A 26,710-nucleotide genomic window follows, 5' to 3' on the forward strand; every position below is an offset into this window, starting at 1 on the left:
GAGACAGGCCCGCCTTCCGGCGGGCCTTTTTCGTTGCGGCTCAGCCGTGGCCGGCGAGGAAGGCTTCGATGTGCGCGGCCGCTTCCGACACCCGGGGCTCGCGCATGAAGGCGTGGTGGTCGCCGGACACCCACTCGGTAGTCACCGGTCCCTTGAGCGCCCCGCCCCAGCCCAGCAGGCCGTCGTGATCCAGCAGGGCGTCGATCCGGTCCCGATCCGTGGACTTCAGCAACAGGGTGCGACCGCGGAACGTCCCTGGCCTGTAGGTGGCGCAGGCCGCCATCAGACGCGCGGCCACTGCGCCCTGCCCTTCGGGAATCCATTCTGGCAGTGGCGAAGTTTCCCGCTGCGCGAGGGCGCGGGCGAGCTTTTCCCGCAGTCCGCCCATGCGCTCGTAGCGCGCGCGGAAGGCGGCCGGATGCATCAGGTCCAGGCCCTGACGCATCGCCCACCGCACCAGCTGTCCGGCCGACGGCCGACTGGAGCGCATGGAGCTGTCCAGCAGGACGAGGCTGACCACCTCCCCTTCCCGCTCCAGCGCACCGGCGAGGTCGAACGCAAGAACGCCGCCGGCGGAATAGCCGGCCAGCAGGTAGGGACCCGCTGGCTGAACGCGGCGGAGCTCGGCCAGAAAGGCGGCGGTGAGGTCCGGGATGCTGCCGCTCGTCGCGAAGGCGCCCTCCAACGGCCCGGGCGACAGCCCCAGCACAGGGCGGTCCGCCGCCAGCCGCCGCGAGAGGCTGAGGTAGCTGAAGGGCCGGGCGAACAGGTCCGCCAGACAGAACAGCGGCGCGCCGTCGCCTCCGGCCTGCAGGACGGACAGGTGCTGCGGCCGGTGCACCGGACACTGCTCCAGCGCCTGCGCCAGCTCGCGTGGGCTCGGCGCCTGATGGAGCAGAGCCGAGGGCAGCTCGTAGCCGAGGATCTCCTCCAGCCGCAGGGCGGCCGTCACCCCCGACAGCGAGTCGCCGCCGAGATCGAAGAAGGAGTCGTCGCGTTCCACCTGAGCGCGGCCGAGCACGTCCTTGAAGACCTCCGCGATCGCTTCCTCGATGCGCGACTCCACATTGACGGGCGCGGCGCCCCCCGGCTCCTGCGGCGCCGGCAAAGCGTTTCGGTCGACCTTGCCTGACAGCGTCAGCGGAAAGGCGTCCAGCACCACCAGCCGAGCCGGCAGCATATGGTCCGGCAGCCAGGCCTTCAGCGCGGCGCGAACCTCGGCCACCGACCACGGCCGCTCGGATTGCAGATAGGCCACGAGCTGCGTACGCCCTTGGGCGTCGGGACGCGCCAGCACGGCTGCGTCCGTGACCTGCGGCAGGCGCACGAGCGCGCTTTCGACTTCGCCGATCTCGACGCGAAAGCCGCGGATCTTCACCTGGTCGTCGATGCGACCAAGGAACTCCAAGTCGGAGGCGGCGGTCCAGCGCCCCAGATCCCCCGTCCGATAGAGCCGACCCCAGCGGCTTTGGACGAAGCGCGCGGCGGTCAGTTCCGGCTGGTTCAGATAGCCGATGGCCAAGCTCGGGCCGCCGATGTGGATCTCTCCCGTCTCGCCGGCCTTCACCGGTTGGCCAGCGGCGTCGAGCAGGTGAAGCTTGGCGCCCGCGATCGCCCGCCCGATCGGCGGGTCGTCCACCTGGTCGCGGCGCGCAAGCGCCACGGTGGCGCAGGTCGTGGCCTCTGTGGGGCCGTAGTGGTTGTAGACGGCCTCAACCCGGGTCCGGGCGTAGATTTCGCGCACCAAGGCGGCTTTCAGCGGTTCGCCGCCCACATTCACCACCCGAACGCTGTCTGGCAGGGCGCCGGCCCGACAGAGCTCCGCCACGGCAGACGGGACCCCGTCCAGCATGGTCGGCTGCTCATCAGGGGTGAACGGCTCCAGCGCGCTTTCCTTGAGCACCACGGCTGCGCCCGTGCATAGGGGCGCGAAGATTTCCAGGATCGATGGATCGAAGCAGATGGAGGTGGTCGCGGCCATGCGCGCCATCTCACCGCGGGTGAAGGTCTTCCGCGCCCAATCCACCAGGCCTGCCGCGGTGTGGCCGAGCATCACGCCCTTCGGCCTGCCAGTGGAGCCCGAGGTGTAGATGACGTAGGCGAGGTCGCTGGGGCCCGCCACGCCTCGCACCATCCCCGGCCCACGCACCTGCGGAACGTCAGCGGACAGGTCCAGGACGCCGCCTTGGAAATCGAGCCGGCGGTCCAGAGCGCAGTCGGTGAGCAGCAGCGCCGCCGCGCTGTCGTCCAGCATGAAGGCCAGCCGCTCGTCCGGATAGGCAGGGTCCAGCGGGAGATAGGCCGCGCCCGACTTCAGCACGCCGAGCAGGCCCGCCAGCATGCGCGGGGTTCGACGCATGCACACGCCGACCAGAACGCCAGGGCCGGCGCCCATCGCGGCGAGCTGTTTGGCGATCCCATCTGCCTGCGCCTCGAGGTCGGCGTAGCTCAGCTGCGTCCCGCGGTGGAGCACCGCCAGCGCGCGCGGGGTCCGACGCGCCTGCTGCGAGAACAGGACGTCCAGACGGACGCCGGCGGAATCGGAGGCAGGCTGCTCGACCGCCAGCAGGTCGAGACTCACGGACGGGCTTCCGCCACGGCCGAGGCCGCCATTCGCGGGCAGGCGCCGGGGTCTGTCGCAAACCTCTTGTCCCGGACCGCCGCCGCGATCCGCTCGGCGCCGGCCTCGCCGAAAGTGTCGACGAAGGCGTCGACGTACTCCTGACGGTCCAGCATGAACGGCGCATCGAAGACGGTGATGTTGCGGATCGCCAGGCTGATCACCGGCGACTGCAGCGGCCGGAAGCCGGCGCTCCAAAGTCCAGGTTCTGGGCAGCTCGGATAGAATTGGCCGATCATCAGCTGACGCTGGACGAAGGACAGCTTCAGCGCGCGCTGGATCTTCTCGATCATGCGCGCGCCATGCGGCTCGCTCAGCCTGGGGAACACGGCGACGACGGCGCGATGAGCGGGCTTGTCGCTCCCAGCTCCGTCCAGCAGACCGCGCAGACGCGCCATGCCCTCCAGGATCAAAGCTTCGTCCTCGGGCTTCTCGCCCGAGACATCGCAGGCTGTCAGGTGGATCTGGTTCTGCTGGATGGCGCGGCGCGCGAACGGGCACACCACGCCCGTGCGGCCCAGCTCGGGATGCGCGGCGGTCAAGAATTCGTCCACGTAACGCGCCATGCGAACCAGCGCCTGTCGCGCCGGAGCGTCATAGGTCCCGACCTGCCCCTCGCCTTCTGCCCCGAGAATCTCGCGGACGGTCACCAGTGGACCGAATTCAGGCCGAGAGCCGTACGCCGACGGCCGAACAACCGGCTGCCAATGCTCCATCACGTCCACGCTGAGTAGTTGAACCAACTGATCAAATGACTCGGGCAGCTTGGCTGCCGCGGACCAACGGCTCAGCCGCCCTTTGGTTCAGCTAACGCGTCACATGCAAGCTTGAGTGGAGCGCTTTTGATCGGATAGTCACCAGATCCCGCCTCCTGCGCCTGCCGATGCTTCGTGATCGAAGCTTCCCTGAGGCAGACTTGGACTGCGACTTCATTCAGCCGCGCTCGGCAGAAAAAGGGCGGCTGCATCGCTGCGGCCGCCCTTTGACTTGTCAGGCTTGGTGGCGTCGGGGATTAGCCCTCGGCGCCTTCCTCGGCCTTGTCTTCCTTCTTGGACAGGTCTTCGCCGGTTTCCTGGTCGACGACCTTCATGGACAGGCGGGTCTTGCCGCGGTCGTCGAAGCCGAGAAGCTTGACCTTCACGGCTTGGCCTTCCTGCAGCACGTCCGAGACCTTGTTCACGCGCTCGTTGGAGATCTGGCTCACGTGAACCAGGCCATCCTTGGCGCCGAAGAAGTTCACGAAGGCGCCGAAGTCCACGATCTTCACGACCTTGCCGGTGTAGATCTCGCCCACTTCCGGTTCGGAAGCGATCGACTTGATCCAGTCCCGGGCCGCGTCGATCTTGCTGGCGTCGGCAGCCGCGATCTTGATCGTGCCGTCTTCGCCGATGTCGATCTTCGCGCCGGTCTTTTCCACGATCTCGCGGATGACCTTGCCGCCCGAGCCGATGACTTCCCGGATCTTGTCGACCGGGATCTTCATGGTCTCGATCTTCGGCGCGAACTCGCCAAGCTCCTGACGCGGAGCTTCCATGGCCTTGTTCATCTCGCCGAGGATGTGGTCACGGCCGCCCTTCGCCTGAGCGAGGGCCTGCTTCATGATCTCCTCGGTGATGCCGGCGATCTTGATGTCCATTTGCAGGGACGTGATGCCGTCGGCGGTGCCGGCCACCTTGAAGTCCATGTCGCCCAGGTGATCTTCGTCACCCAGGATGTCCGACAGAACCGCAAAGCCGTCGCTCTCGAGGATCAGGCCCATGGCGATGCCGGAAACCGGCTTCTTCAGGGGCACGCCTGCGTCCATCAGCGCCAGCGAGGCGCCGCAGACGGTGGCCATGGAGGACGAGCCGTTGGACTCGAAGATCTCCGACACCAGGCGGATGGTGTAGGGGAACTCTTCCGCCTTCGGCAGCATCGGACGGATCGCCCGCCAGGCGAGCTTGCCGTGGCCGACTTCACGACGGCCCGGAGCGCCCATGCGGCCGGTCTCGCCCACCGAGAAGGGCGGGAAGTTGTAGTGCAGCATGAACTTCTCGAAGTACTTGCCTTCGAGGGCGTCGATCAGCTGCTCGTCGTCGCCGGTGCCGAGGGTGGCGACCACCAGGGCCTGGGTCTCGCCGCGGGTGAACAGCGCCGAGCCATGAGCCCGGGGCAGCACGCCCACTTCCGAGACGATCTGGCGCACCTGGTCGACGGTGCGGCCGTCGATGCGCTTGCCGGTCTCGAGGATCGAGCGACGAACGATGTCGGCTTCGATTTCCTTGAACACCGAACCCAGCTTGTTGGCGTCATAGCCTTCCGGGTTCGATTCCGACTTCACGAACTGGGCCATGGCCCGGTCCTTGGCCGCGCCGATGGCGGCGTGACGCTCGGACTTCTTGGTCAGCTGGTAGGCCGCGCGCAGGTCGCCGCCGATCAGCTCCTTCACCTTGGCCGCCAGCGCTTCGGTGTCGTCCGGCTGGAAGTCGAAGGGCTCCTTGGCCGCGTGCTCGGCCAGCTCGATGATCGCATCGATCACCGGCTGCATGTTCTTGTGGGCGAAGGTGACGCCGCCCAGGACCTGCTCTTCGTTGAGCTCCTGGATCTCGGATTCCACCATCATCACCGCGTCGTGCGTGCCCGCGACGACGAGGTCCATCAGGCTTTCCTTCTGCTCGTCGAGCGTCGGGTTCAGCACGTATTCGCCGTTCACGTAACCGACGCGGGCGGCGCCGATCGGGCCCATGAAGGGGGCGCCGGACAGCACCAGGGCGGCGGAAGCGCCGACCATGGCTACGATGTCCGGATCGTTTTCGAGGTCGTGGGCCAGGACGGTGCAGACGACCTGCACTTCGTTCTTGAAGCCCTTCACGAACAGCGGACGGATCGGACGGTCGATCAGGCGGCTGGTCAGGGTTTCCTTCTGCGAGGGCGCGCCCTCACGACGGGGGAAGCTGCCCGGGATCTTGCCCGCGGCGTAGAACTTCTCCTGGTAGTTCACGGTCAGCGGGAAGAAGTCCTGGCCGGGCTTCGGCGACTTCGCGAACACCGCGGTGGCCAGGACCATGGTCTCGCCGTAGGTGACGAGCACGGCGCCGTCGGCCTGGCGGGCCATGCGGCCGGTCTCGAGCGTGAGCGTCTTGCCGCCCCACTCGATCGTCTTGCGTTTGATGTCGAACATTTTGCTTCTTTCGTGTCCCGCGGGCGTATTCCCGGCGGGGGCGGACAGGGATCGGTCTTCCGAATCCTCTCCATTCGTACAGGCGGGATGAGGATTGCTTTGGAACCCTCGGCGTACGGATCGGACCCCTTCAACGAACTGGGAGCCCGGGCGCCGCATGGATCCCCCGGCCTGCGACGGGGGAGCGGCATATCATGCAAAACACCCGCTCCCTGGTGAACCAGGAAGCGGGCGCTTCGAGAAACCTTAGCGGCGGAGGCCGAGGGTTTCGATCAGACGCTGGTACCGATCCGCGTCCGACTTCTTCAGGTGGTCCAGCAGCGACCGGCGCTGCGAAACCAGCTTCAGAAGACCACGACGGGAGTGGTTGTCCTTCTTGTGCGTCTTGAAGTGCTCGGTGAGGTTCGCAATCCGTTCGGAAAGGATCGCCACCTGGACTTCGGCGCTTCCGGTGTCCGCTTCGCCGCGGGCATGGGTCCGGATGAGTTCAGCCTTACGTTCGGCCGTAATCGACATCGTGTCAGTCTCCGCTCTTTTCAAGATGGAAGACACGCGAGGGTTCGAGCCGGCCCGCACGCATCTCGCAGAGAGCGACAACCGAACCGCCCGACGTAGCTGAAACGGTGCGCGAGCCGGGCTTGAGCCTGGCTTTCACAGCTTCAACCTGTCGGGGAACGAGAACGATCGGCCGTCCCTGCTTGAGCCGGAAGGCGTCTTCATCGGTCACGGCCAGCGCCGGGATGTCGTCCAGCGCGGTCTCGACCGGAAGCAATGCCTCCGACAGTCGGGCCTTATGCCCGAATTCCTCCAGAGATTCCAGCGTCACCGCAGAATCCTCCGCAAACCCGCCCACCCGCGTTCGGCGAAGCTCGCTCACATGGCCGCAGGCGCCGAGCGCTTCGGCGATGTCGCGGCACAGGGCGCGGACATAGGTGCCCTTGCCACAGTCGAGCTCCAGGGTGACGTGATCGGCGTCGGGAGCGTCCACAACCCGCAGGTCGTGCACGGTCACAGGGCGGGCTTTTAGCTCAACCGTCTCGCCGGCCCGGGCCAGGTCGTAGGCGCGCTCGCCGTCGACCTTAACGGCCGAGAAGGCCGGCGGCACCTGTTCGATCTCGCCGATGAAGCGCGGCAGCACCGCCTCCACCTGCGGCAGGGTCGGGCGAATGTCGGAGACGTCGGTGGTCTCGCCTTCGCGGTCGTAGCTGGCGGTGGTTCGGCCCCAGGCGATGGTGAAGCGGTAGGTCTTGTCCGCGTCCATCAGGAACGGAACGGTCTTGGTCGCCTCCCCGAGCGCGATCGGCAGGATGCCGGTGGCCAACGGATCGAGCGTGCCGGCATGACCCGCCTTCTGGGCGTTGAAGATCCGCCGCACCCGGCTCACCGCGTGGGTGGAGGTGATGTCGTAGTCCTTGTCGAGGCAGATCCAGCCGCTGACCGCATCGCCCTTGCGCCGCCGCGCCATTAGTCCTCGTCCTTCCAGGAATCGGAAGGCGGCTGCGGCCGCAGGTCCTGCTGGACCTTGGGGTCGTCGAACAGGCGATCCATGCGGGCCGCTTCGTTGAAGCTCTCGTCGTGCAGGAAGCGCAGGTCGGGGGTGAACTTCATGTCGATGTGCCGGCCCAGCCGTCCGCGCAGGAACTTGGCGGCCCGGTTCAGTGCGTCCACCACCTCCTGTGCGTGACCGCCGCCGAGCGGCTCCACGAACACGGTGGCGTGGCGCAGGTCCGGGCTCATCCGAACCTCGGTGACGGTCACCGAGACACCTTCCATGGCGGGGTCTGAGATTTCTTCCTCACGCATGACCTCGACGAGGGCGTGGCGGGTGAGCTCGCCGGCGCGAAGCTGGCGTTGGGTCGGCCCTTGGCCTTGGCCGCGGGCTTGTTGAGTGGGTCGTTTCATGAAGTGCGCCTTGTCTCGCCTGGGCCGCGGATCGGACGCGGCGCGCAGGAAGGGCGCGCTTCTAGGCGCAGGCCGGAGCTAAGTCCAGCCCGCGCCGCCCCGGCCTCAGAGCTTGATGCGCAGGGTGGAGACGTCGCCCTCGAAGCCGGACAGCTTCCAGACGCCCTCTTCCTTGGTGAAGATCAGCACGCAGGGACCGCCCTTGTTCTTGGTGGCGCACACCCGGCCATCCGGCAGCTCCTTCAGCGCCGAGGCGATCACCACCTGGTTCGGGATCTTGGTTTGCGGGGTGTAGCCGTACTGTTCGGCCACGGTCTTGAACACGCGCGGCTGGATCAGGGCGTCGCCAGCGAAGTCGACGATGCCGGGCCCCAGCAACGCAGCGAGTCCCTGGAGGCGCTTGTCCTGCGCCACCTGCTCGTCGAGCTTGGCTTGCAGCACCTTCTTGAGCGCATCGCGGTCGACGTGCTGCTCGAACGTCGCCTGGTCATTGTCGCGGATAGAGATCAGCAAGGCGTGGACGTCGCCCGCCGCGTCCAGCTTCTGCACGGAAGCACAGGCGGCGAGGCTGAGGGCCAGCCCAAGGGCGATCAGGTTGCGAAACATGGCGTGCCTCCGCTCAGCCGAACCGTTCGGCCCGGCATGAGCGGATAAAACATTGGCGGCGGCATGGCTCAAGCGCGTCGAGCCATGCCGCCGCCTCTGTTCGCCCCCTTCGGCGCGTCAGTGCGCCTGCAGCCCCCGCTGCTCGGCCATGGCCTGCGTGCTGTTGCGCACGCCGATCACCTGGGCCGGTGTGACCACGGCGGCCTTGTTGCCCCAGCCGCTGCGGATGTAGCTGGTCACCTGAGCCAGCTGCAGGTCGGTCAGCTCGCTCTTGAAAGCCGGCATGCCGCCCCGTCCGTTGAGGATGGTGGAGATCACCGGCGCGGGCGCGCCCAGCACGAACTTGTTGCCGGCCAAGGCGGGGAAAGCGCCGGGCACGCCTTTGCCGCTGGCCTGATGGCAGGCGGCGCAGTTGTCGGCGAAGATCGTCTCGCCAGGAGGCGCCGCGGAGGCGGCGGCGGGGGCGAGCAGGAGAGCGCCCAGGGCGACGCCCGTCAGGAAAGCTTTGGTCATGATCGGTTCTGCGGTCTCAAGCCTGTTGAACGCGGGCGTGGAGCTTGGCGATCTGCGCCCAGGCGGACTCGATCGCGCCAGCCTGCCAGCCGCCCAGGTAGGTGAGGTGCTCGCCGGCCAGGTAGATCCGGCCGTCAGGCTCGTTGAGCAGCGGGTAGGCGCTTTTGCGCCCGTCCTCGTTCCACTCGGCCCAGCCGCCGAGGTTGTACGGGTCGAGGTGCCACGACTTGGAGAAGGCGGTTTCGAAGTTGTCGCCGTACTCTGGAAAGATCTTCTGCCCCTGGGCCACGGCGAACTGCGCGCGCTTCTCAGGAGACAGGGCGCTGATCCGGGCCGCCTCGCCGCCGAAGCTGTAGTAGCCGAGCAGCACGCCCTTGCCCGTGTGCCAGCCGCTGGACGGCAGGGAAATGGTCCCGATGCCCGGGATGTCGTTGTAGATGTGACCGCCGTAGATCCAGTGGTTGGTTTCCCAGAAGCGGGTCTTCATCTGCAGGCCGATCTTGTTGACCGGCGCGTAGGCGACGTTGCTCATGGCCGCGACGAACGGCTTCGAGGCGTCCATCGGGATGTTCTTCAGCACCGACAGCGGGATGGTGCAGATCACGTAGTCGCCCGCGACCTCGGAGCTCTTGCCTGAGCCATCGGTGTAGGACACGCGGACGCCGCTGGCGTTCTGGCGGATGCGGTCGACCTTGGCGTTGTAGGTGATCACCGGAGGCAGGTTCTTCACGAAGCCGCGCGGGATCATGTCCATCCCACCCACGGGCTCGAACATGGTGCGCTGCTGCTCCCAGCCGGCGACCGAGCTCAGCACCCGCCAGGCTCGCGAGTTCAGCACGTCCGAGAAGGCATAGGGCTCGGCTTCCTTGCCGGGTCCGGGGCTCACCCCGGCGCCGGGCAGGATCTCGAACCCGCGGCCGTCGGTGCCGTGATAGGTCATGTCCTTGCGAGAGAGCCGCCCCTCGTTCACGAGGTAGGCCATGAAGATCTCACGGTCTTCCGCGCTAAGCGCGCCGTCTAGGTCGCCCTTGCCGGCCATCTTGGCCATGAGCTCGGCGGTGTAGCCCCGGGCGTCGGCGGCGATCTGGCCCTTGCGGACCGGCTTGCCGGCCAACGGGCCCGAACCCTTCTCAAAGAAGACGTAGGCCGCGTCGTTGTCGTTGTTGAACAGTTCGACGGGTACGTTGAACTCCCGCACGTAGTGCAGGGTCGACTGGTGGTGGTAGGGGATCCGCCAAGGGCCGGTGTTGATGTAGAGCCCGTCGTCGAAGTTGCACTCCTGGCGGTTGCCGGCCAGATCGGTGTCGACAAACCCCTTGCGAGCGGCCTGCACGCGGCCGCCCGCCACAGGACGGGCTTCAAGGATCTGAACCTGATAGCCGGCCTTCGTCAGCTCGTAGGCGGAGGTCAGGCCTGCAAGGCCAGCGCCGAGGATGATGACCTTCTTGCCCTTTGCGCCGCCCTGCAGCGGCGGCGGCATGGCCTGCGCCGAGGCGAAGCCAAAGCCCAGGGCGTCCATGCCGGCCATGGCCAGCGACACGCCGCCCACAGCAGCCAAGGTCTCGAAGAAGCGCCGCCGGCTCAGGGTGGAACCTGGGGCCGTACCCTTATTCTCGTGCATCGCAACTATCCCCTTCTTGTCCGATCAGTTTCGGAAGGGGTCGGTGCGGGCCGCAACGACAGGGCGGCTTCGGACGAAGGTTAGGTGTGCGGCGCCAATCGGTTAGGCGCCCAAGGCGCCAGCTGCAAAAGAAAAGCCCCGGAGGTTCGCTCCGGGGCTGTAACTCGTGACCTCAGCGGGGGCGCTTACAGCGACCGCTTCACCTCTTCGAGGTTGAAGCATTCGATGATGTCGCCCGGCTTGATGTCCTGGAAGCCGGCGAAGGCCATGCCGCACTCCTGACCGACCGGCACCTCGTTGACCTCGTCCTTGAAGCGCTTGAGCGTCTGCAGGGTGCCGAGTTCGAGGACCACGACGTTCTGACGGATGATCCGGACGCGGGCGCCCTTGCGGACGACCCCTTCCGTGACCCGGCAACCCGCCACGCGGCCGACCTTGGTGATGTCGAAGGCCTGGAGGACTTCGGCGTTGCCCAGGAAAGTTTCGCGCTGGATCGGCGCCAGCATGCCCGAGAGCACGCCTTTGATGTCGTCGATCAGGTCGTAGATGATCGCGTAGTAGCGGATCTCGACGCCTTCACGATCGGCCAGGTCGCGCGCCTGCTTGGACGCGCGAACGTTGAAGCCGATGATCGGCGCGCCGGCGCCCTTGGCCAGCATGACGTCGCTTTCGCTGATCGCGCCAGCGCCCGACAGGATGATCCGCGCGCGGACCTCGTCGGTGCCGAGCTTGTCGAGCGAGCCGACGATCGCCTCGGCCGAGCCTTGCACGTCCGCCTTGATGATGACCGGCAGCTCGGAGACCTTCTTGTCGGCGAGCTTGGCCATCATGTCGGCGAGCGAGGCGCTGGCCACCGGAGCGCCGGACTTCTCGCGCTTTTGACGCGTCCGGTACTCGGTGATCTCGCGGGCGCGGGCCTCGTTTTCGACCACCGCGAAGGCGTCGCCCGGATCAGGCGTGCCGTCGAGGCCGAGCACTTCCACCGGGGTGGAGGGTTCGGCGGTGGTGACCTGTTCGCCGCGCTCGTTGAGCAGCGCCCGCACCCGGCCCCAGCTGGAGCCCGCCACGATGATGTCGCCGCGCTTCAGGGTGCCGCGCTTCACCAGGACGGTGGAGACGGCGCCGCGGCCGCGATCGAGCTTGGCTTCGATGACCACGCCATCGGCGGTCCGATCGGGATTGGCCCGCAGGTCGAGGATCTCGGCCTGAACCAGGATGTTCTCGATCAGATCGGTGAGGCCCATCTTCTGGGTCGCCGAAACTTCCACCACCTGGGTGTCGCCGCCCAAGCTTTCCACGACGATCTCGTGCTGCAGCAGCTCGTTGATCACGCGGGTCGGATTGGCGTCCGGCTTATCCATCTTGTTGATGGCCACGATGATCGGAGCGCCGGCCGCCTTGGCGTGCTGGATGGCTTCGATCGTCTGCGGCATCACGCCGTCGTCCGCCGCCACCACCAGGATGACGATGTCGGTGACGTTGGCGCCGCGGGCGCGCATCGCCGAGAAGGCGGCGTGACCGGGGGTGTCCAGGAAGGTGACGCGCTGACCGTTCTCCAGCCGCACCTGATAGGCGCCGATGTGCTGGGTGATGCCGCCGTGCTCGCCGGACGCAACGTCCGCCGAACGCAGGGCGTCGAGCAAGCTGGTCTTGCCGTGGTCGACGTGACCCATGACCGCCACGACCGGCGGACGCGGCAGCAGGTTTTCGTCGACGTCTTCCGCGCCGATGAAGCCTTCTTCGACGTCCGCTTCCGAGACGCGCTTCACCGTGTGGCCGAATTCCGTGGCCACCAGCTCGGCGGTGTCGTTGTCGATGACGTCGTTGATCTTGAGCATCACGCCCTGACGCATCAGGAACTTGATGACCTCGACCCCGCGGGTCGCCATCCGGTTGGCGAGCTCGCCCACGGTGATGACGTCGGGGATGACCACTTCGCGGGCGACCCGGGCCTGCTCCTGGACGCCGCCCTTGCGCTTTTCGCGTTCGCGTTCGCGGGCCCGGCGAACCGAGGCCAGGGAGCGCATGCGCTCGGCGCCGTCGGCGTCGCCGGCCACGGCCTGGATAGTCAGGCGACCTTCGCGGCGGTTCGGCGCGCCCTTGACGCGGCTGATCGCCTTGGAAGGCGCGGCGGTGCGGCGACGATCGTCATCCTCGTCCGGACGACGGTCGAGATTGGCGGAGCCGGGACGCGGAGCCTGGCGCGCGGCGCGTTGCACTTCAGGCGTGGCGGGCGGAGCCGCCGGGCCGATGCGCGGGCCGCCGCGCGGACCGCCCGGACGGGCGCCGTCACGCGGACCTGCCGGACGCGGCGCCAGCGCCGAGTAACGGACAGTGCCGCCTTCAGGGCGCGGGGCGCGATCGTCGCGCTGGCCGCCCGGACCACCGGCGCGCGGCGGGCCACGGTCGCCACCGGGACGCGGACCACGATCGTCGCGCGGCGGACGCGGGGCGCCGTCGTCCCGTCGCGGAGCGCGCTGATTGAAGGTCGCACCTTCGAACCGATTGGACGGACGCTCCGGCCGGTAGGTCGTGGTGGACGGCCGGTCATCCCGGCGATCGGGCGAGGGCTGATAGGTGCGGGTCTGGCCGCTGCTGTTCGGACGCGCGTCGTTACGCGGACCGTCCTGACGCGGGGCCTGAGGCGCGGCGGCCGGACGAGCCGGCGCGGCGGGCTGAGTCGGCGCGGACGCGGTCGGTGCGGCGGGCGCCGCCGGAGCCCTGGCGACCGGAGCCGGAGGCGTGGGAGCCGGGGCTGCAGGAGCCGCGGGCGTCGGAGCAGGCGCGCTTTGCGCCGCCGCAGCCGCCTGTTGGGCGGCAGCCTGGGCCGCAGCCGCGCGGGCGGCGGCCGCCTGCGCTTCGGCTTCGGCGCGGGCGCGCTCTTCACGGGCGCGGCGCTCGGCTTCCTGGCGAGCCTGCTGCTGGCGAGCGAGTTCGATGGCGCGCTGACGAGCGGCGTGCTCCTCGGCGCTCAGGCCGGAGCCTCCGCCTTGCGGCGCGCGCTGCTGCGAGGCCTGCGACGGGCCGCGATTGTCGCTGCGGGTGTCGATCACCCGCTTTTCGGCCGAAGACGGCGCAGCCATGTTCCCAGCGGGCGAATGGGTTCGCGCACGCTTGGTCTCCACGACCACGGTCTTGGAACGGCCATGGCTGAAGCTTTGCTTCACCGTGCCTGCGCTGACCGATCCGGCCCCGCGGGGCTTGAGGGTCAGAGGCTGGCGTCCGCCCGGGGCGGAGTTGCGGCCGTTGTTGTTTTCGTCGCTCATGCGCTCGCTTTACTTACCGGCCGGGCGGTCCCGGCCAACGGATCGATCAAATGCAAGAGGGGCGGAAACCTGGGTAGGTTCCGCTCAGCCCCTCAAGGCTCCTCGCGCCAACTCTCAGGAAAGAGCGGGCAAAAGCCCGACAACCGGTGAACGTCCTCGGCCCAACGATCGGCGGCTCGCCCCGCAAGGAAGGCGGTGTGTATCACATTCTCCAGGCCTAAGGCCAAACTCAATTCGGTGGCGGTGTAGAGACCCACCAAGCCGGGGGGCTTCGACTGCTTGCGGGCGTGGGCCCGCAGCTTGCGGCGCCCATCGGCGGCGCCGTCGGATGCTTCGATGAGCCAGGCAGCTTTGCCGGATTGAATTGTGGCTGAGACCTTCTCGAAACCCGAGGTAAGGTCGCCCGCGCGGCGTGCAAGCCCCAGGCCCGACAAAACGCGTCGCTTCAGAAGAATTTCGACCTGATCCGCCAGTCCAGGCGGCGCCGTCAGCTTGGCCTTTGCTGAGCGGGCGAAAAGGTTCTTCTTGGCCGCGGCTTCTACGGACGCACGGTCTGCGGCCACCCAGACGCCTCGACCCGGGAGCTTGCGAGCCAGGTCCGGAATGACGACGCCGTCAGGACCCGCCACGAAACGGATCAGCTGAGCTTCGTCGCGCGTCTCGCCGGTGACGACGTCGCGCCGCTCGCGCGACGCTTCCGCCAATGTGGCCGGACCTCTACCCGCAGGAGTCTCCATGAGCGGTCACCCTCCTACCGCGGGCTCCCGCCGCGGCGGGAATTCGGGTTTTCGGGGGTGCGGCTCAAGGGTCTCGGGGCTCCGTCGGCTGGGTCTTAGAAGGGAGATCCGCCCGCCCCGTTTCCGAGGCGGGCGGTCTTAGAGTTTAGGCGTCGCGGGCTTCGCCGATCATCTCGGCTTCGGCGAAGACTTCGTCGCTCGGCTGCTCGCCGTCCGACTCCAGCTCCGGCTCGACTTCCGGTTCTTCCGGAGCCTCGACCCAGCCCATGACGATCCGCGCGCGCATGATCAGCAGCTCGGCGTCCTGCGGGTCGAGCCCGAAGTTCTCCAGGATGCCGGCTTCACGGACGCGCTCGCCGCCCTTGTTCTCGAACCAGCCGCGCAGGTCATCCGGCACCAGGCCGGCGAGATCTTCGACCGACTTCACGCCGTTTTCGCCCAGGGCCACGGCCATCGGCAGGGTGATGCCTTCGATCTCCAGCAGGCCGTCCTCGACGCCGAGTTCACGGCGCTTGGAGTCGTATTCCGCCGCTTCCTTGTCCAGGTACTCGCGGGCGCGGGTCTGGATCTCGTCGGCGGTGTCCTCGTCGAAGCCCTCGATCGAGGCCACTTCGGCCGCGTCCACATAGGCCACGTCTTCGACACTGGCGAAGCCTTCGGTGACCAGCAGCTGGGCGATGACCTCGTCCACGTCCAGGGCTTCCTGGAAGAGGGCGGTGCGCTCGGTGAACTCGCGCTGACGGCGCTCGCTCTCCTGGCTCTCGGTCATGATGTCGATCTGCCAGCCGCTCAGCTGCGACGCGAGGCGGACGTTCTGACCCCGGCGGCCGATGGCCAGCGACAGCTGGTCGTCCGGCACCACCACTTCGACGCGCTCGTCCTCTTCGTCCATCACCACCTTGGAGACTTCGGCGGGGGCGAGGGCGTTGACGATGAACGTCGCCTCGTCCGGGCTCCACTGGATGATGTCGATCTTCTCGCCCTGCAGTTCGGCCACAACCGCCTGGACGCGGCTGCCGCGCATGCCGACGCAGGCGCCGACCGGGTCGATGGAGCTGTCGTTGGAGACCACCGCCATCTTGGCGCGGCTGCCCGGGTCGCGGGCCACGGCGCGGATCTCGATCACGCCGTCATAGACTTCCGGCACTTCCTGCGCGAACAGCTTGGCCATGAAGCCGCCGTGGGCGCGGCTGAGCAGGATCTGCGGGCCCTTGGTCTCGCGACGGACGTCGTAGATGTAGCAGCGGATCCGGTCGCCGATGTTGAAGTTCTCGCGCGGGATCGACTGGTCGCGGCGCATGATGCCTTCGCCCCGGCCGAGGTCGACGACCACATTGCCGTATTCGACGCGCTTGACCGTGCCGTTCACGATCTCGCCGACGCGGTCCTTGTATTCCTCGTGCTGGCGCTCGCGCTCGGCTTCGCGGACCTTCCCGGTCACGACCTGGCGGGCCATCTGGGTCTGCACGCGGCCGAACTCGAACGGCGGCAGGATCTCTTCGTAGGTATTGCCGACTGCGGCGTCCTTGTAGACGCGCTTGGCTTCCGCCAGCCGCATCACGCCGGCCGGCTGGTCCAGCGCCACCGGGTTGCCGTCGGCGTCCACGCCTTCACCGAAGGAGGCGTCGTCCGCCACCACGGTCACCACGCGCTTGATGGTGGTCTCGCCGGTCTTGGGATCGATGTGCACGCGGATGTCGTGCTCGGCGCCATAGCGGGCGCGGGCGCCCTTCTGGATCGCTTCCTCGATCGCCTCGATGACGATCTCCTTGTCGATCGACTTTTCGCGGGCCACGGCCTCGGCGATCTGCAGGAGCTCAAGCCGATTGGCGGAAATGCCGGTCAGGCTCATGGTCAATCCTCTTCCTCGGAATCGGTGGTCTCGTCGGGCGCCATCCGAGCCGCTCGGCTCTCGGCGCCCCGCTTCATCAACTTGTCCGTCAGCACAAGCTTGGCTTCAGTGACCCAGGCGAAGGGAATGAGCGCGGTGTGCTCCTCCCCTTCCAGATCGATGGCGACGCTCTCGCCGTCCACGCCGGCCAGTTGCCCGCGGAACCGCTTGCGGCCCTCGGCCAGGCGATCGAGCTCCAGCTTGGCCTCGTAGCCCTCGAAGGTCTCGAAGTCCTTCAGCCGGGTCAGCGGCCGGTCGACGCCCGGCGACGAGACCTCCAGCAGGTACTCGCCCTCGATCGGGTCGGCGGCGTCCATGACTTCGGAGATGGCGCGCGACAGCCGGGCGCAATCTTCGACGTTCATTTCGCCGTCGCGGTCTTCCGCCATGATCTGCAGGCGGCGAGCCTCGTTGCCCCCCATCAGCCGCAGCCGGACGATCTCGTAGCCGGCCGCCTCGGCGACCGGGTCGAGCAGCTCCAGCAGGCGTCTATCTTCGGCGGTCTTCCCGCGCATGAACTCCCAGGCCCCTTTGGCCAACAAAAAAGCGGCAGGGCCGGAGCCCGCCGCTCGAAAGCGCCATCCAGCGCTATCGGACGATGTTGAGACGAATATAGCGTGCGCTTGGGGCCTTGTCAGCCCTCCTGCCACATTCGCCCGCTGCGGACGCTTTTCGCGCCCGCGCCGCGCGCCTTCCCCTACGGCCGGCCTTGCTCCCCGTGCGGCGAATGGTCCACAGAGCGCCACCCCCTCACGCCAATGAAAAGGCCGTCCCTCCCCATGGACCTTTCCAAGATCCCGACCGGCGAAAACCCGCCCTATGACGTCAACGCCATCATCGAGATCCCGCAGGGCGGCGAGCCGGTGAAATATGAGATCGACAAGGAAAGCGGCGCGCTGTTCGTCGACCGCTTCCTGCACACGGCCATGTTCTATCCGTCGAACTACGGCTTCATCCCGCACACCCTGGCCGACGACGGCGACCCGATGGACATCCTGGTGGTGGGGCCCACGCCGGTCGTTCCGGGCGCCATCATCCGCTGCCGTCCGATCGGCGCGCTGATCATGCGCGACGAGGCCGGCGGCGACGAGAAGGTGCTGGCCGTGCCAGTGGACAAGCTGCACCCGTTCTACACGGGCGTGGACAGCTGGCGTCACCTGCCGTCGATCCTGACCGACCAGATCGCCCACTTCTTCAAGCACTACAAGGACCTGGAGAAGGGCAAGACGGTCGACATCATCCGCTGGGCCGACCCCGAGGAAGCCGGCGAGCTGATCCGCGCTTCCATCGAGGCCTACAAGAACGCCAACGCCGGCTAGACCCGGACGAAGTCCAGGAAGACGGGGTCGCAGTCGCCCAGCCGCTTTTCCTCATAGCGGGTGGTGATGTGGTCTTCGGGCGGGCGGGTCCAGTCGTCCGCCCGCTCGGCCGTCCAGCGGAAGGCGGGGCTCGCCCGCAGCCGCTCGAGAGTCCAGTCCACATAGTCGGCCCAGTCGCTGGCGAAGCGCAGCCGTCCGCCGGGCTTCAGCACTCGGGCGAGCTCCGCCACCAGATCGGCTTGCACCAGCCGGCGCTTGTGGTGGCGGGCTTTGGGCCACGGGTCGGGAAAGAGGATGAACACCCGCTCCAGGCTGGCGTCCGGCAGCCGAGCGATCAGGTCGCGCACGTCGCCGTCGTGCAGCCGCACGTTGGCGAGGTTCTGCTCCTCGATGTGGCGCACGGCGCTGGCGACACCGTTCTGGAACGGCTCGGCGCCAATGACGAGGACCTCGGGGCGACGGCCGGCCTGGGCGGCCATGTGCTCGCCGCCGCCGAAACCGATCTCCAACCACACCTCGGCGGCGTCCGGCTTCAGGGCTTTGGGCTCGAAGGGCTCGGTCGGCACGCGCAGCTCGGGCAGGCGCGTGTCCATCAGCGCGGCCTGCCGCGGCTTGATCGGGCGGGACTTCACGCGCCCGTAGGAGCGCATCAAGGGGTGGTTCTCGGACATGGGCCGGCCTCTACCCTTTTCCCGCGGCAGCCGCGAGGCTTTCGGCGCCCCGTTGACAGCGTTGTCTGCCCAGGTCCTGCTGGGCTTGGCAGAACAATGATCCTGGGAGGGACACGCCATGACACTGAAGGCCACGCTTCGGGCCGCGCCTCTGCTTGCCGCCTTGGTGGGAGCCGCGTCAGGCGCGCTCGCGCAGTCGCCGGCGCCCGCCGCTGATTATCGGGCGGGCCACAACTTCATGCCGACACGCATTTTCAGCGCCACTGACGATGCGCGCATCTTGAAGGCCTTCGAAGGCTTGCGGGTCGCAGACGTGACGGACGGCATGGACTTCGTCGGCCTGCATAACGTCGGCTTGATGGATCCGGAGATCCACCCGCTTTGGAAAGACGCCAAGACTTACGGCCACCGGTTCATCGGCATCGCGGTCACGGTCCGCTATGTGCCGACACAGCGTGGACCGCTCGGCGGCGGCTTGAGCTACGAAGAGTTCCGGGCGCGGGAAGGCCGCTGGTACAACGAGCTGTCTCCCGAACCCTTCATGCCGCTGATCCGGCCCGGCACGGCGATCATTATCGACGAGGCGCCCGATGCTGACGTGGGCTCCATCGGGTCCAACAACATCATGGCCTGGAAGGTCGCGGGCGCGGTTGGGGTCGTGACCGACGCCACCGCCCGGGACACCGACGAGGTGATCACAGAGGCTGTGCCGCTTTACCTCCGCAAACCTGGGCGGGGGATACGACCCGGGCGGAACGAGGTGGAATCGGTGAACCGGCCCGTCGTCGTGGGCGGCGTGCTGGTGAATCCCGGCGACGTGATCGTGGCCGACGGCGACGGCGTTCTCGTTGTGCCGCGCGGCGTCGCGCTGCAGGTGGCGGAGTTCGCACACAAGATCATCGAGGCCGACAAAGCCGGCCGGCGTGATCTCTACAAGAAGCTGGGATTGCCGCCGGACGCGTCCGTCAAGTAGCGGCGGACCAGGCCCTGAGGGCGGTTGCGATCGCCGCAGCCGCCCATATTGCGAGCACCGCGCCGGCGGCGATCCGGCTGATCGGGCGAGCTGCGACCGCTTCGGCCGCCGCCCTGTGCTCCGCCAGAAGCTGGGCGGGGATGAGCTTCAGGGCGAGCCATAGGCCGGCGGGCACCAGGATCAGGTCGTCCAGATAGCCCAGCACCGGCACGAAGTCGGGGATGAGGTCGAGGGGCGAGAAGGCGTAGGCGGCGACCAGCAGCGCCACCGCCTTTGCGGCCCAGGGCGTGCGGGGATCACGGGCGCAAAGCCAGACGACGTGGGCGTCACGCTTCAGCGCGCGCGCCCACGTCCGCAGCGTCATCAGGCGAGGCTCTTAAGCTCGTCCACAAGATCGGTCTTCTCCCAGGAGAAGCCGCCTTCGTTGTCGGGCTGCCGGCCGAAGTGGCCGTAGGCGGCGGTGCGCGCATAGACCGGACGGTTGAGGCCCAGGTGCTCGCGGACCGCGCGCGGAGTGGCGCCGCCGATCAACTCCGGCAGGGCGAGCTCCAGCTTGGCCGGATCGATCTCGCCGGTGTTGTGCAGGTCGACGTAGAAGCTCAGCGGCTCGGCGACGCCGATCGCATAGCTGATCTGGATGGTGCACTTGCGGGCGAGACCCGCGGCCACGACGTTCTTGGCGAGATACCGGCAGGCGTAAGCCGCCGAACGGTCGACCTTGGTCGGGTCCTTGCCGGAAAAGGCGCCGCCGCCGTGCGGAGCCGCGCCGCCGTAGGTGTCGACGATGATCTTGCGGCCGGTGAGGCCGGCGTCGCCGTCCGGGCCGCCGATCTCGAACCGGCCGGTCGGGTTGACCATCCACTTGGTGCGCTTGGTGATCAGGCCCTCGGGAAAGACGCTCTCCACGTACGGCTTGATCAGGTCGTGCACCCGCTTCGGCGTCGCCAGCTGCAGGCCGATGCGCTTGGCGTGCTGGTGCGAGACGACGATCTTCAGCACCTCGACCGGCCGGCCGTCCTCGTAGCGCAGGGTGACCTGGCTCTTGGCGTCGGGCTCCAGGGCCGCGCACTCGCCCGAGTGGCGCACCTCGGCCAGCCGCTTCAGGATGTTGTGCGAGAACTGCAGGGTCGCCGGCATCAGCTCGGGCGTCTCGTCGGTCGCGTAGCCGAACATGATGCCCTGGTCGCCCGCGCCCTCGTCCTTCTTGTCCGAGGCGTCTACGCCCTGCGCGATGTGAGCGGACTGTTCGTGCAGGAAGCAGGCGAACTTGGCCTTGGCCCAGTGGAAGCCCTTCTGCTCGTAGCCGATTTCCTTCACCGCCTGGCGCACCTTGGGCTCCAGGCTGCGGACGATCTCCTTGGTGAGCGCCTTGTTCTCGAGCTTGGATGCGCCCGGCTTGCCGGCGCGGACTTCCCCGGCCAGCACGATGCGATTGGTGGTGACCAGCGTCTCGCACGCCACGCGCGCCTCCGGCTCGACGCTGAGGAAGGCGTCGACCACCGTGTCCGAGATCCTGTCCGCGACCTTGTCGGGATGGCCTTCGGACACGCTTTCGCTGGTGAAGATGTAGTTGGAACGGCTCACGCGCGGGGCTCCGGGGGGGGACGAGGTCGCGCCGAAAACGGCAGACCTCACTCAGTCGCCCGAAGCCTATAAAGAAATCTTTATGTCCCGCAAGCGGCGGGCCGCCGTCAGGCCCCGATGGGCTCGTCCTCGGCCATCACGCGAACAAGCTCCAGGATCTTGCGGCGGGCGCGGCCATGGGTGATGCGCGGGAAGGTGGACGCCAGTTCCAGGCCTTCGGGCGTCATCAGGAAGTCCTGCACCGCCTCGCGCGGCAAGGCGCCGCTGCGGGCGCCTGCGTCTTCGCCGAGCCCCTCGAAGAAGTACCCGACGGTTGTGTTCAGCGCGCGGGCCATCTCGAACAGCTTCGAGGCGCTCACGCGGTTGGCGGCGCGCTCGTACTTCTGCACCTGCTGAAAGGTGAGCCCAATGGATTCAGCCAGCTTTTCCTGACTGACGCCGAGCTCCTTGCGGCGCATTCGGATCCGCAGGCCCACGTGCCGATCGATCGGATTGGGGCCGCCCGGTTGCGTATCGTCAAGCTTGTCCATGACGTTACATATCCAAGGTTGCAGGAACTTGGAATAGGTGACGCAGGCGTCAAGTAGCTACGCTCGACGAACGCGTGCGATCAACGCCACGCCCGCCGAGACCAGAAGCAGCAGGCCGAAGCCCAGATCGCCGAACCTGGCGTAAGGCGTGAGTGGAAGAGCGGCGGGCAGCGGCGCGTCGATGACGCCCAGCTCGCCCAGCCCCAGCCGCTTGCCGGGCATGATGCGGCCATAGGCGTCGATCACCGCCGAGACTCCCGTTGGCGTGGCGCGCACGATCGGAAGGCCGTCCTCGATCGCGCGATAGCTGGCGATGTTCAGATGCTGCAGGGGGCCGCTGGTCATCCCGAACCAGGCGTCGTTGGACGCATTCAGGATCCAGGCGGCGCGAGGGCCTTCCACGTCCGCGCCCCGGCGCGTCAGGGCGGGAAACAGCGCCTCGTAGCAGATCAGCGGCTGCAGGGGCGGCATACCGACCGCCGTCAGGGGGCGCGGCGGCGGGCCAGGCGAGAAGTCTTCCGGCATGTGAACCAGGCTGCGGAAGCCGATCCGAGTGGCGAACTCGCCCAGGGGCATGAACTCGCCAAACGGCACCAGCCGGAACTTGTCGTAGACGGCCGTGACCCGCAGCGCTCCGCCGTCAGGATCGCGCCGGAAGGCGATCAGGCTGTTGAAGTAACGCGCCTGACCTTCTGCCGTCAGCTCGGCCCGGTTGGCGCCCATCAGCAACGTCTGGCCAGGCGCCACTGCCCCGGTCAGGCGCGGCGCATATGGAGAGCCGGGGGCCACGATGTCGTCGATGACGGCCGGCAGGGCCCCTTCGGGCCAGACCACGATGTCAGGCCGTCGCGCAGCCGGCTGTTGGGTCAGGGCCACATAGGTCTCGAAGATCGCGTCGAGGTTCTCCGGCCGCCACTTCTCTTTCTGGTCGATGTTGGCCTGCACGACCCGAACCACCGGCCCGACCGGAGCCGCCGGCGCGCCCTGCATCCGCCAAAACCCAAATCCGTAGAGAGCCGCTAGAGCGAGCCCGGCTGCTCCGATCGTCAGCGCCTTGCTCCGCTTGGACTCGGTAGCCAACAGCACGGCCGGCGCGGCGGCGACCGCGACGGTCACCCAGCTTAGCCCGTAGGCTCCCAGAAGGGACGCCAGCTGCGAGGGCGCCGAACCGGCAGCCCAGGTCTCGCCGGGAAGGTTCCAGGGAAATCCCGTCATCACATGGCCGCGGACCCACTCCAGCCCGCAAAGCGCGCCAGCCAACACCAGCACGCGCAGAGCCGCGCTTTGAGGACGCACCGCGGTGTAGAGCAGCCCGGCGAGACCCCAGAACAGCGCGAGGCCCCCCGCCATCAGGACCAGCGCGAAGGGCGCCATCCAGCCCTGGTTGGCGGCGTCGACCATGAACGGCTCGACCACCCACCAGACGCTGACGGCGAAGTAGCCGACGCCGGCCAGCCAGCCGCGGAAGAAGCCCTGCCGCAGCGGCCGAGCGCTCGGCTGGTCGAGCAGTCCCAGCAGTAGGGCATAGCCCAGCAGGCCAGGCAAAAGGCCGAACGGCGGATGAGCCAATCCCGCGGCCAAGCCGGCGAGCAGCGCGCCCAAGCGGAGCGCCCATGGACTGGTCAGCTTCATCAGGTCCTAGTCCCCGGCTTCCAGGGCCGGCGCGGGACGACGCACCCGCAGCCGCTGCACGCGCCGTGGGTCGGCAGAAAGCACCTCTATCTCATAACCACCGGGGTGCTCGATCCGCTCGCCGCGGGCAGGCACCCGGCCAGCCAGGGTGTTCACCAGGCCGCCGACGGTGTCGATCTCCTCGTCCAGGTCCGGCGGGGCCAGATCGACGCCTTCGCCGATAGCCGCTTCCAGCTCCTCCAGAGGCGCACGTCCGTCCACCACCCACCCGAGGTCGTCCTCGACCACGGGCGAGAAGCCGGGATCCTCGTCCACGTCGTGCTCGTCAGCGATGTCCCCGACCAACTCCTCCAGCAGATCTTCCAGGGTCACCAGACCATCGGTGCCGCCGAACTCGTCGATCACCAGCGCCATGTGCGTGCGACGCCCGCGCATCAGCGCCAGAAGCGAGGCGGCGGGCATAGATGGCGGGACATACAGAACCTTGCGCACCAGCCCACGGCGTTCCTGCAGAACCTGATCGTCCGGCTTCGGCCGGCCGCTGCGGCGCGCCATGAGGCGGAACACGTCCTTCACGTGGACCACGCCCACGGGCTCGTCGAGCGTCTCCTTGTACACCGGCATGCGGGAGTGTTCGGCCTCGACGAAGCGGGCCACCAGCTCGGCGAAGGTCGCACTCTGCTCGATGGCCACGACGTCGGCCCGCGGCTTCATGATGTCGTCGACGCAGAGGTCCTGGAACTCCCGTGCGTGGCTGACCAGCTCGCCGACCACGGCGGTGTCGGCGGCTTGGTCTTCGGTCGGCTCCGGTTCCGGCTGAGGCTTACGGAAACGGTTGAACAGCGCCATCACCCCCCAAGACTTGCGGGAGTGATGGGCGCTACTCGATGGGTCGGGGTCAGTCATGGTCTCCCTCACCGGCCGCGTAAGGGTCGGGCACCCCAAGTCCGGCCAGGATCACGCGCTCGAGGCCTTCCATCTCTTCGGCCTCCGCGTCGTTCATGTGGTCGTATCCTAGAAGATGGAGAACGCCGTGCGCCACCAGATGCTGCAGATGGTGGCCGAGCGGCTTGCCCTGCTCGCCAGCTTCCCGTGCGCAAACGCCGAAGGCTAGCGCCACGTCGCCCAGGTGCAGCTCCGGGTTCTCGGGCGCCGGAAACGACAGCACGTTCGTGGGATTGTCGCGGTTCCTGAAGCGGGCGTTCAACTCGCGCACGCTTTCGTCGTCGGTGAGCAGCAAGGTCACGCCTTCGCCCTGAGCCCCCAGCGCCTTGAGAGCCGCATCCGCCGCCGTACGCGCCAGATCCTCGGCGTGCGGCAGAGCCTCGCGCCAGGCCTGGTCCTCGACCTCGATATCGATCAAACCGTTCGCCCGCGCTTAGCTGCATCGGCGTCGTAGGCGCGGACGATCCGTTCCACCAGCGGGTGGCGAACGACGTCTTCGGCGCTGAAGCGGGTGACGCCAATGCCCTTGACGCCTTCCAGCAGGCCGACCGCGTGGGCCAGGCCGCTGTCCTGCACATTGGGAAGATCGATCTGGGTGGGGTCGCCCGTGACCGCCATTCGGCTGCCGTCGCCGATACGGGTCAGCACCATCTTCATCTGGGCGCGCGAGGCATTCTGCGCCTCGTCGACGATCACGAAGGCATGGCTGAGCGTGCGGCCGCGCAGGAAGGCGATGGGCGCGACTTCGATCTCGCCCTTCTCCCGCCGACGGCGAAGCTGCTCGGCGCCCAGGATGTCGGTCAGGGCCTCCCAGACAGGCGCCATGTAGGGATCGACCTTCTCATTCATGTCCCCGGGCAGGAAGCCCAGGCGCTCGCCGGCCTCCACGGCCGGACGCGACACGATCAGCCGATCAACCTCGCCGCGCAGCAAAAGGCCCGCGCCGTGCGCGACGGCGAGAAAGGTCTTGCCGGTGCCGGCGGGACCCAGGCCGAAGACAAGGTCGCACTTGGCCAGCGCCTGAAGGTATTCGGCCTGGGTGGCGGTTTTCGGCGCCACCTGGCCGCGGCGGCCAACCGGCAGGTTGCCCGGTCCGGTGGCGCCGGTGCGCGCATTGCCGATGGCGACGCGCACGTCGGCCTCGTTGATGTCCAGGCCCTGGTCGGCCCGCTCGGCGATCGCCTGGACCGCACGCTTGGCCTGAGCTCGACCCTTGCTGTCGCCTTCCAGGGAAACGCCGCCGCCAGGCGTTTCCACCAGGACCCCGAAGGCGTCCTCGATAAGGGCGGCATGGCGGCTGTTGGCCCCCGCCACCGCACGGACAGCGGCATCGGACAGGCTGATGAATTCAGGCGCGCGGCTCAGGGGTCTCTCCTCAGGCGGTCTCAAGCGCGAGGACACCGGCCAGGCTGTTCTGGGCCGCGTCTTCGATCTTCACCGTAACGATCTGCCCGAGCAGACGATCCGGGGCGCTCACATGCACCGACTGGAGATATGGGCTGCGACCTATCAGCTGGCCAGTGTGGCGGCCCTTCTTCTCGAAAAGCACCGGCAAGACCTTGCCGGTCTGGGACGCGTTGAACGCCCGCTGCTGTTCGATCAGCAGCGCCTGCAGGCGCGCCAGGCGCTCGTCCTTCACCTCTTCGGCCACCTGGCCGGGCATGGCCGAAGCCGGCGTACCGGGGCGACGCGAATACTTGAACGAGAAGGCCGAGGCATAGCCGACCTCCCGCACCAGCTGCAGGGTGGCTTCGAAGTCGGCGTCCCGCTCGCCTGGGAAGCCCACAATGAAGTCGCCGCTGATGGCGATGTCGGGGCGCGCGGCGCGGATGCGCTCGATCAGGCGCAGATAGCTCTCGGCCGTGTGCGCCCGGTTCATGGCCTTCAGGATCTTGTCCGATCCGGCCTGCACCGGCAGGTGCAGATAGGGCATCAGCTCGTCCACCTCGCCATGGGCGGCGATCAGGGCGTCGTCCATGTCGCGCGGGTGGCTCGTCGTGTAGCGGATGCGGTCCAGACCCGGGATCTTGGCCAGCCGGCGCACCAGACCGGCAAGCCCGCCTTCACCCGCGTAAGAATTCACGTTCTGGCCCAGCAGGGTGACCTCACGCACGCCCTGTTCGGCCAGGCCGCGCGCCTCCGCCTCGATGGTTTCCGCCGGTCGCGACCACTCCGCTCCGCGGGTGTAGGGCACCACGCAGAAGGTGCAGAACTTGTCGCAACCTTCCTGCACGGTCAGGAACGCGGTCACTCCGTCAGGTCGGCGCGTGGTCGGCAGCGCGTCGAACTTCTCGTCGGCGGCGAAGTCGGCGGCCAGCCGCTCGCCCCGCGCCCGGTGCGCTCGGGCGATCAGTTCGGGGAGCTGGTGGTAGGCCTGGGGCCCCACCACCAAGTCCACCGCTGGCTGACGGCGCATGATCTCCTCGCCCTCAGCCTGGGCGACGCAGCCGGCCACGGCGATGGTCATGCCGGCGCCGTCCGCCTCGCGCGCCTGCTTCATGCGCTTGATCTGGCCGAGCTCGGAATAGACCTTCTCGGTGGCCTTCTCGCGGATATGGCAGGTGTTCAGCACCACCAGGTCCGCGCCTTCCGGACTGTCGGTCATGCCATAGCCCAGCGGCGCAAGGACGTCGGCCATGCGCTCGCTGTCATAGACATTCATCTGACAGCCGTAGGTCTTGATGAAGAGGCGCTTGGCGGGCTGCGCGGTTTCGGACATGGGCGCCTTATGCGGCCGACG

Annotated in this window: 24 protein-coding genes; 2 read left to right on the top strand and 22 right to left on the bottom strand. The window is 67.9% G+C overall.

The genetic code is table 11. The features are described 5' to 3' along the window. Nucleotides 1-40 precede the first annotated feature (40 nt). The 13 genes from DJ018_RS04385 to rimP all read right to left on the bottom strand — a co-directional run bounded on the left by DJ018_RS04385 (nucleotide 41) and on the right by rimP (nucleotide 16,831). Nucleotides 41-2,581, bottom strand: coding sequence for an amino acid adenylation domain-containing protein (locus DJ018_RS04385; RefSeq protein ID WP_133254214.1), 2,541 nt, complete (start codon nucleotides 2,579-2,581; stop codon nucleotides 41-43). After that, nucleotides 2,578-3,270, bottom strand: a complete 693-nt coding sequence (locus tag DJ018_RS18935) for a DUF6875 domain-containing protein (protein WP_133254215.1) — start codon at nucleotides 3,268-3,270, stop codon at nucleotides 2,578-2,580. Before DJ018_RS18935 ends, DJ018_RS04385 begins: the two co-directional genes overlap by 4 nt. Before the next feature lie 362 nt (nucleotides 3,271-3,632). Next, nucleotides 3,633-5,780 carry a polyribonucleotide nucleotidyltransferase gene (gene pnp / locus DJ018_RS04390; RefSeq protein ID WP_111513649.1) on the bottom strand — a complete coding sequence of 716 codons (2,148 nt, stop codon included), beginning with the start codon at nucleotides 5,778-5,780 and terminating at the stop codon, nucleotides 3,633-3,635. A 246-nt stretch (nucleotides 5,781-6,026) separates the two neighbouring features. Next, nucleotides 6,027-6,296 carry a 30S ribosomal protein S15 gene (gene rpsO, locus DJ018_RS04395; protein WP_111513650.1) on the bottom strand — a complete coding sequence of 90 codons (270 nt, stop codon included), beginning with the start codon at nucleotides 6,294-6,296 and terminating at the stop codon, nucleotides 6,027-6,029. A gap of 4 nt (nucleotides 6,297-6,300) precedes the next feature. Continuing rightward, nucleotides 6,301-7,245, bottom strand: coding sequence for a tRNA pseudouridine(55) synthase TruB (truB, locus tag DJ018_RS04400; protein WP_111513651.1), 945 nt, complete (start codon nucleotides 7,243-7,245; stop codon nucleotides 6,301-6,303). Beyond that, entirely contained in the window at nucleotides 7,245-7,682 is a 438-nt protein-coding gene (rbfA, locus tag DJ018_RS04405) for a 30S ribosome-binding factor RbfA (protein ID WP_111513652.1), read from the bottom strand. The genes truB and rbfA overlap by 1 nt, the downstream gene beginning before the upstream one ends. Nucleotides 7,683-7,787: 105 nt before the next feature. After that, the gene (locus DJ018_RS04410) at nucleotides 7,788-8,288 is read right to left on the bottom strand and encodes a DUF2939 domain-containing protein (protein ID WP_111513653.1); all 501 of its coding nucleotides are present in this window, start codon (nucleotides 8,286-8,288) and stop codon (nucleotides 7,788-7,790) included. A gap of 117 nt (nucleotides 8,289-8,405) precedes the next feature. Continuing rightward, nucleotides 8,406-8,801 carry a c-type cytochrome gene (locus DJ018_RS04415; RefSeq protein WP_111513654.1) on the bottom strand — a complete coding sequence of 132 codons (396 nt, stop codon included), beginning with the start codon at nucleotides 8,799-8,801 and terminating at the stop codon, nucleotides 8,406-8,408. A gap of 16 nt (nucleotides 8,802-8,817) precedes the next feature. After that, nucleotides 8,818-10,422 (bottom strand): flavin monoamine oxidase family protein, encoded by a 1,605-nt coding sequence (locus DJ018_RS04420; RefSeq protein ID WP_240609453.1) that lies wholly within the window; start codon nucleotides 10,420-10,422, stop codon nucleotides 8,818-8,820. A 185-nt stretch (nucleotides 10,423-10,607) separates the two neighbouring features. Beyond that, entirely contained in the window at nucleotides 10,608-13,688 is a 3,081-nt protein-coding gene (gene infB / locus DJ018_RS04425) for a translation initiation factor IF-2 (RefSeq protein WP_111513655.1), read from the bottom strand. 92 nt (nucleotides 13,689-13,780) lie between these two features. Next, the gene (locus DJ018_RS04430; protein WP_111513656.1) at nucleotides 13,781-14,425 is read right to left on the bottom strand and encodes an RNA-binding protein; all 645 of its coding nucleotides are present in this window, start codon (nucleotides 14,423-14,425) and stop codon (nucleotides 13,781-13,783) included. A 145-nt stretch (nucleotides 14,426-14,570) separates the two neighbouring features. Further along, nucleotides 14,571-16,277, bottom strand: a complete 1,707-nt coding sequence (gene nusA, locus DJ018_RS04435) for a transcription termination factor NusA (protein ID WP_111513657.1) — start codon at nucleotides 16,275-16,277, stop codon at nucleotides 14,571-14,573. 2 nt (nucleotides 16,278-16,279) lie between these two features. After that, a complete protein-coding gene (gene rimP, locus DJ018_RS04440; protein WP_111514673.1) occupies nucleotides 16,280-16,831 on the bottom strand; it encodes a ribosome maturation factor RimP in 552 nt (183 codons plus the stop codon). A 264-nt stretch (nucleotides 16,832-17,095) separates the two neighbouring features. On the opposite strand from rimP, the gene ppa reads away from it, so the two are divergent. Further along, entirely contained in the window at nucleotides 17,096-17,635 is a 540-nt protein-coding gene (gene ppa, locus DJ018_RS04445) for an inorganic diphosphatase (RefSeq protein WP_111513658.1), read from the top strand. On the opposite strand, the gene trmB is transcribed toward ppa, so the two are convergent. Further along, entirely contained in the window at nucleotides 17,632-18,306 is a 675-nt protein-coding gene (gene trmB / locus DJ018_RS04450) for a tRNA (guanosine(46)-N7)-methyltransferase TrmB (RefSeq protein WP_111513659.1), read from the bottom strand. The genes ppa and trmB overlap by 4 nt on opposite strands. Nucleotides 18,307-18,424: 118 nt before the next feature. On the opposite strand from trmB, the gene DJ018_RS04455 reads away from it, so the two are divergent. Further along, on the top strand, nucleotides 18,425-19,279 hold the full coding sequence (locus tag DJ018_RS04455; RefSeq protein ID WP_111513660.1) for an RraA family protein: 855 nt from the start codon (nucleotides 18,425-18,427) through the stop codon (nucleotides 19,277-19,279). On the opposite strand, the gene DJ018_RS04460 is transcribed toward DJ018_RS04455, so the two are convergent. The 8 genes from DJ018_RS04460 to miaB all read right to left on the bottom strand — a co-directional run bounded on the left by DJ018_RS04460 (nucleotide 19,272) and on the right by miaB (nucleotide 26,689). Continuing rightward, the gene (locus DJ018_RS04460) at nucleotides 19,272-19,643 is read right to left on the bottom strand and encodes a YkvA family protein (protein WP_111513661.1); all 372 of its coding nucleotides are present in this window, start codon (nucleotides 19,641-19,643) and stop codon (nucleotides 19,272-19,274) included. The genes DJ018_RS04455 and DJ018_RS04460 overlap by 8 nt on opposite strands. Then, nucleotides 19,643-20,863, bottom strand: coding sequence for a methionine adenosyltransferase (gene metK / locus DJ018_RS04465; protein ID WP_111513662.1), 1,221 nt, complete (start codon nucleotides 20,861-20,863; stop codon nucleotides 19,643-19,645). Before metK ends, DJ018_RS04460 begins: the two co-directional genes overlap by 1 nt. A 107-nt stretch (nucleotides 20,864-20,970) precedes the next feature. Further along, nucleotides 20,971-21,393 (bottom strand): helix-turn-helix domain-containing protein, encoded by a 423-nt coding sequence (locus tag DJ018_RS04470; RefSeq protein WP_111513663.1) that lies wholly within the window; start codon nucleotides 21,391-21,393, stop codon nucleotides 20,971-20,973. Between the two features lie 57 nt (nucleotides 21,394-21,450). After that, nucleotides 21,451-23,025, bottom strand: a complete 1,575-nt coding sequence (lnt, locus tag DJ018_RS04475; protein ID WP_111513664.1) for an apolipoprotein N-acyltransferase — start codon at nucleotides 23,023-23,025, stop codon at nucleotides 21,451-21,453. Between the two features lie 6 nt (nucleotides 23,026-23,031). Next, the gene (locus tag DJ018_RS04480; RefSeq protein WP_111513665.1) at nucleotides 23,032-23,931 is read right to left on the bottom strand and encodes a hemolysin family protein; all 900 of its coding nucleotides are present in this window, start codon (nucleotides 23,929-23,931) and stop codon (nucleotides 23,032-23,034) included. After that, complete coding sequence (gene ybeY, locus DJ018_RS04485; RefSeq protein ID WP_111513666.1) at nucleotides 23,924-24,388, bottom strand: rRNA maturation RNase YbeY; 465 nt, start codon at nucleotides 24,386-24,388, stop codon at nucleotides 23,924-23,926. The genes DJ018_RS04480 and ybeY overlap by 8 nt, the downstream gene beginning before the upstream one ends. Then, nucleotides 24,385-25,335: a PhoH family protein gene (locus DJ018_RS04490; protein WP_111514674.1), complete on the bottom strand. Its 951-nt coding sequence runs from the start codon at nucleotides 25,333-25,335 to the stop codon at nucleotides 24,385-24,387. Before DJ018_RS04490 ends, ybeY begins: the two co-directional genes overlap by 4 nt. A gap of 10 nt (nucleotides 25,336-25,345) precedes the next feature. Next, the gene (gene miaB / locus DJ018_RS04495; protein WP_111513667.1) at nucleotides 25,346-26,689 is read right to left on the bottom strand and encodes a tRNA (N6-isopentenyl adenosine(37)-C2)-methylthiotransferase MiaB; all 1,344 of its coding nucleotides are present in this window, start codon (nucleotides 26,687-26,689) and stop codon (nucleotides 25,346-25,348) included. Between the last annotated feature and the right edge of the window lie 21 nt (nucleotides 26,690-26,710).

It is taken from the genome of Phenylobacterium deserti (genome assembly GCF_003254705.1).
Classification (GTDB): domain Bacteria; phylum Pseudomonadota; class Alphaproteobacteria; order Caulobacterales; family Caulobacteraceae; genus Phenylobacterium; species Phenylobacterium deserti.

Coding starts and splice junctions, on each gene's coding strand:
- pnp (WP_111513649.1), bottom strand. CDS start 5,780: ATGTTCGACATCAAACGCAAGACGATCGAGTGGGGCGGCAAGACGCTC.
- rpsO (WP_111513650.1), bottom strand. CDS start 6,296: ATGTCGATTACGGCCGAACGTAAGGCTGAACTCATCCGGACCCATGCC.
- truB (WP_111513651.1), bottom strand. CDS start 7,245: ATGGCGCGGCGGCGCAAGGGCGATGCGGTCAGCGGCTGGATCTGCCTC.
- rbfA (WP_111513652.1), bottom strand. CDS start 7,682: ATGAAACGACCCACTCAACAAGCCCGCGGCCAAGGCCAAGGGCCGACC.
- DJ018_RS04410 (WP_111513653.1), bottom strand. CDS start 8,288: ATGTTTCGCAACCTGATCGCCCTTGGGCTGGCCCTCAGCCTCGCCGCC.
- DJ018_RS04415 (WP_111513654.1), bottom strand. CDS start 8,801: ATGACCAAAGCTTTCCTGACGGGCGTCGCCCTGGGCGCTCTCCTGCTC.
- DJ018_RS04420 (WP_240609453.1), bottom strand. CDS start 10,422: ATGCACGAGAATAAGGGTACGGCCCCAGGTTCCACCCTGAGCCGGCGG.
- infB (WP_111513655.1), bottom strand. CDS start 13,688: ATGAGCGACGAAAACAACAACGGCCGCAACTCCGCCCCGGGCGGACGC.
- DJ018_RS04430 (WP_111513656.1), bottom strand. CDS start 14,425: ATGGAGACTCCTGCGGGTAGAGGTCCGGCCACATTGGCGGAAGCGTCG.
- nusA (WP_111513657.1), bottom strand. CDS start 16,277: ATGAGCCTGACCGGCATTTCCGCCAATCGGCTTGAGCTCCTGCAGATC.
- rimP (WP_111514673.1), bottom strand. CDS start 16,831: ATGCGCGGGAAGACCGCCGAAGATAGACGCCTGCTGGAGCTGCTCGAC.
- ppa (WP_111513658.1), top strand. CDS start 17,096: ATGGACCTTTCCAAGATCCCGACCGGCGAAAACCCGCCCTATGACGTC.
- trmB (WP_111513659.1), bottom strand. CDS start 18,306: ATGTCCGAGAACCACCCCTTGATGCGCTCCTACGGGCGCGTGAAGTCC.
- DJ018_RS04455 (WP_111513660.1), top strand. CDS start 18,425: ATGACACTGAAGGCCACGCTTCGGGCCGCGCCTCTGCTTGCCGCCTTG.
- DJ018_RS04460 (WP_111513661.1), bottom strand. CDS start 19,643: ATGACGCTGCGGACGTGGGCGCGCGCGCTGAAGCGTGACGCCCACGTC.
- DJ018_RS04470 (WP_111513663.1), bottom strand. CDS start 21,393: ATGGACAAGCTTGACGATACGCAACCGGGCGGCCCCAATCCGATCGAT.
- lnt (WP_111513664.1), bottom strand. CDS start 23,025: ATGAAGCTGACCAGTCCATGGGCGCTCCGCTTGGGCGCGCTGCTCGCC.
- DJ018_RS04480 (WP_111513665.1), bottom strand. CDS start 23,931: ATGACTGACCCCGACCCATCGAGTAGCGCCCATCACTCCCGCAAGTCT.
- miaB (WP_111513667.1), bottom strand. CDS start 26,689: ATGTCCGAAACCGCGCAGCCCGCCAAGCGCCTCTTCATCAAGACCTAC.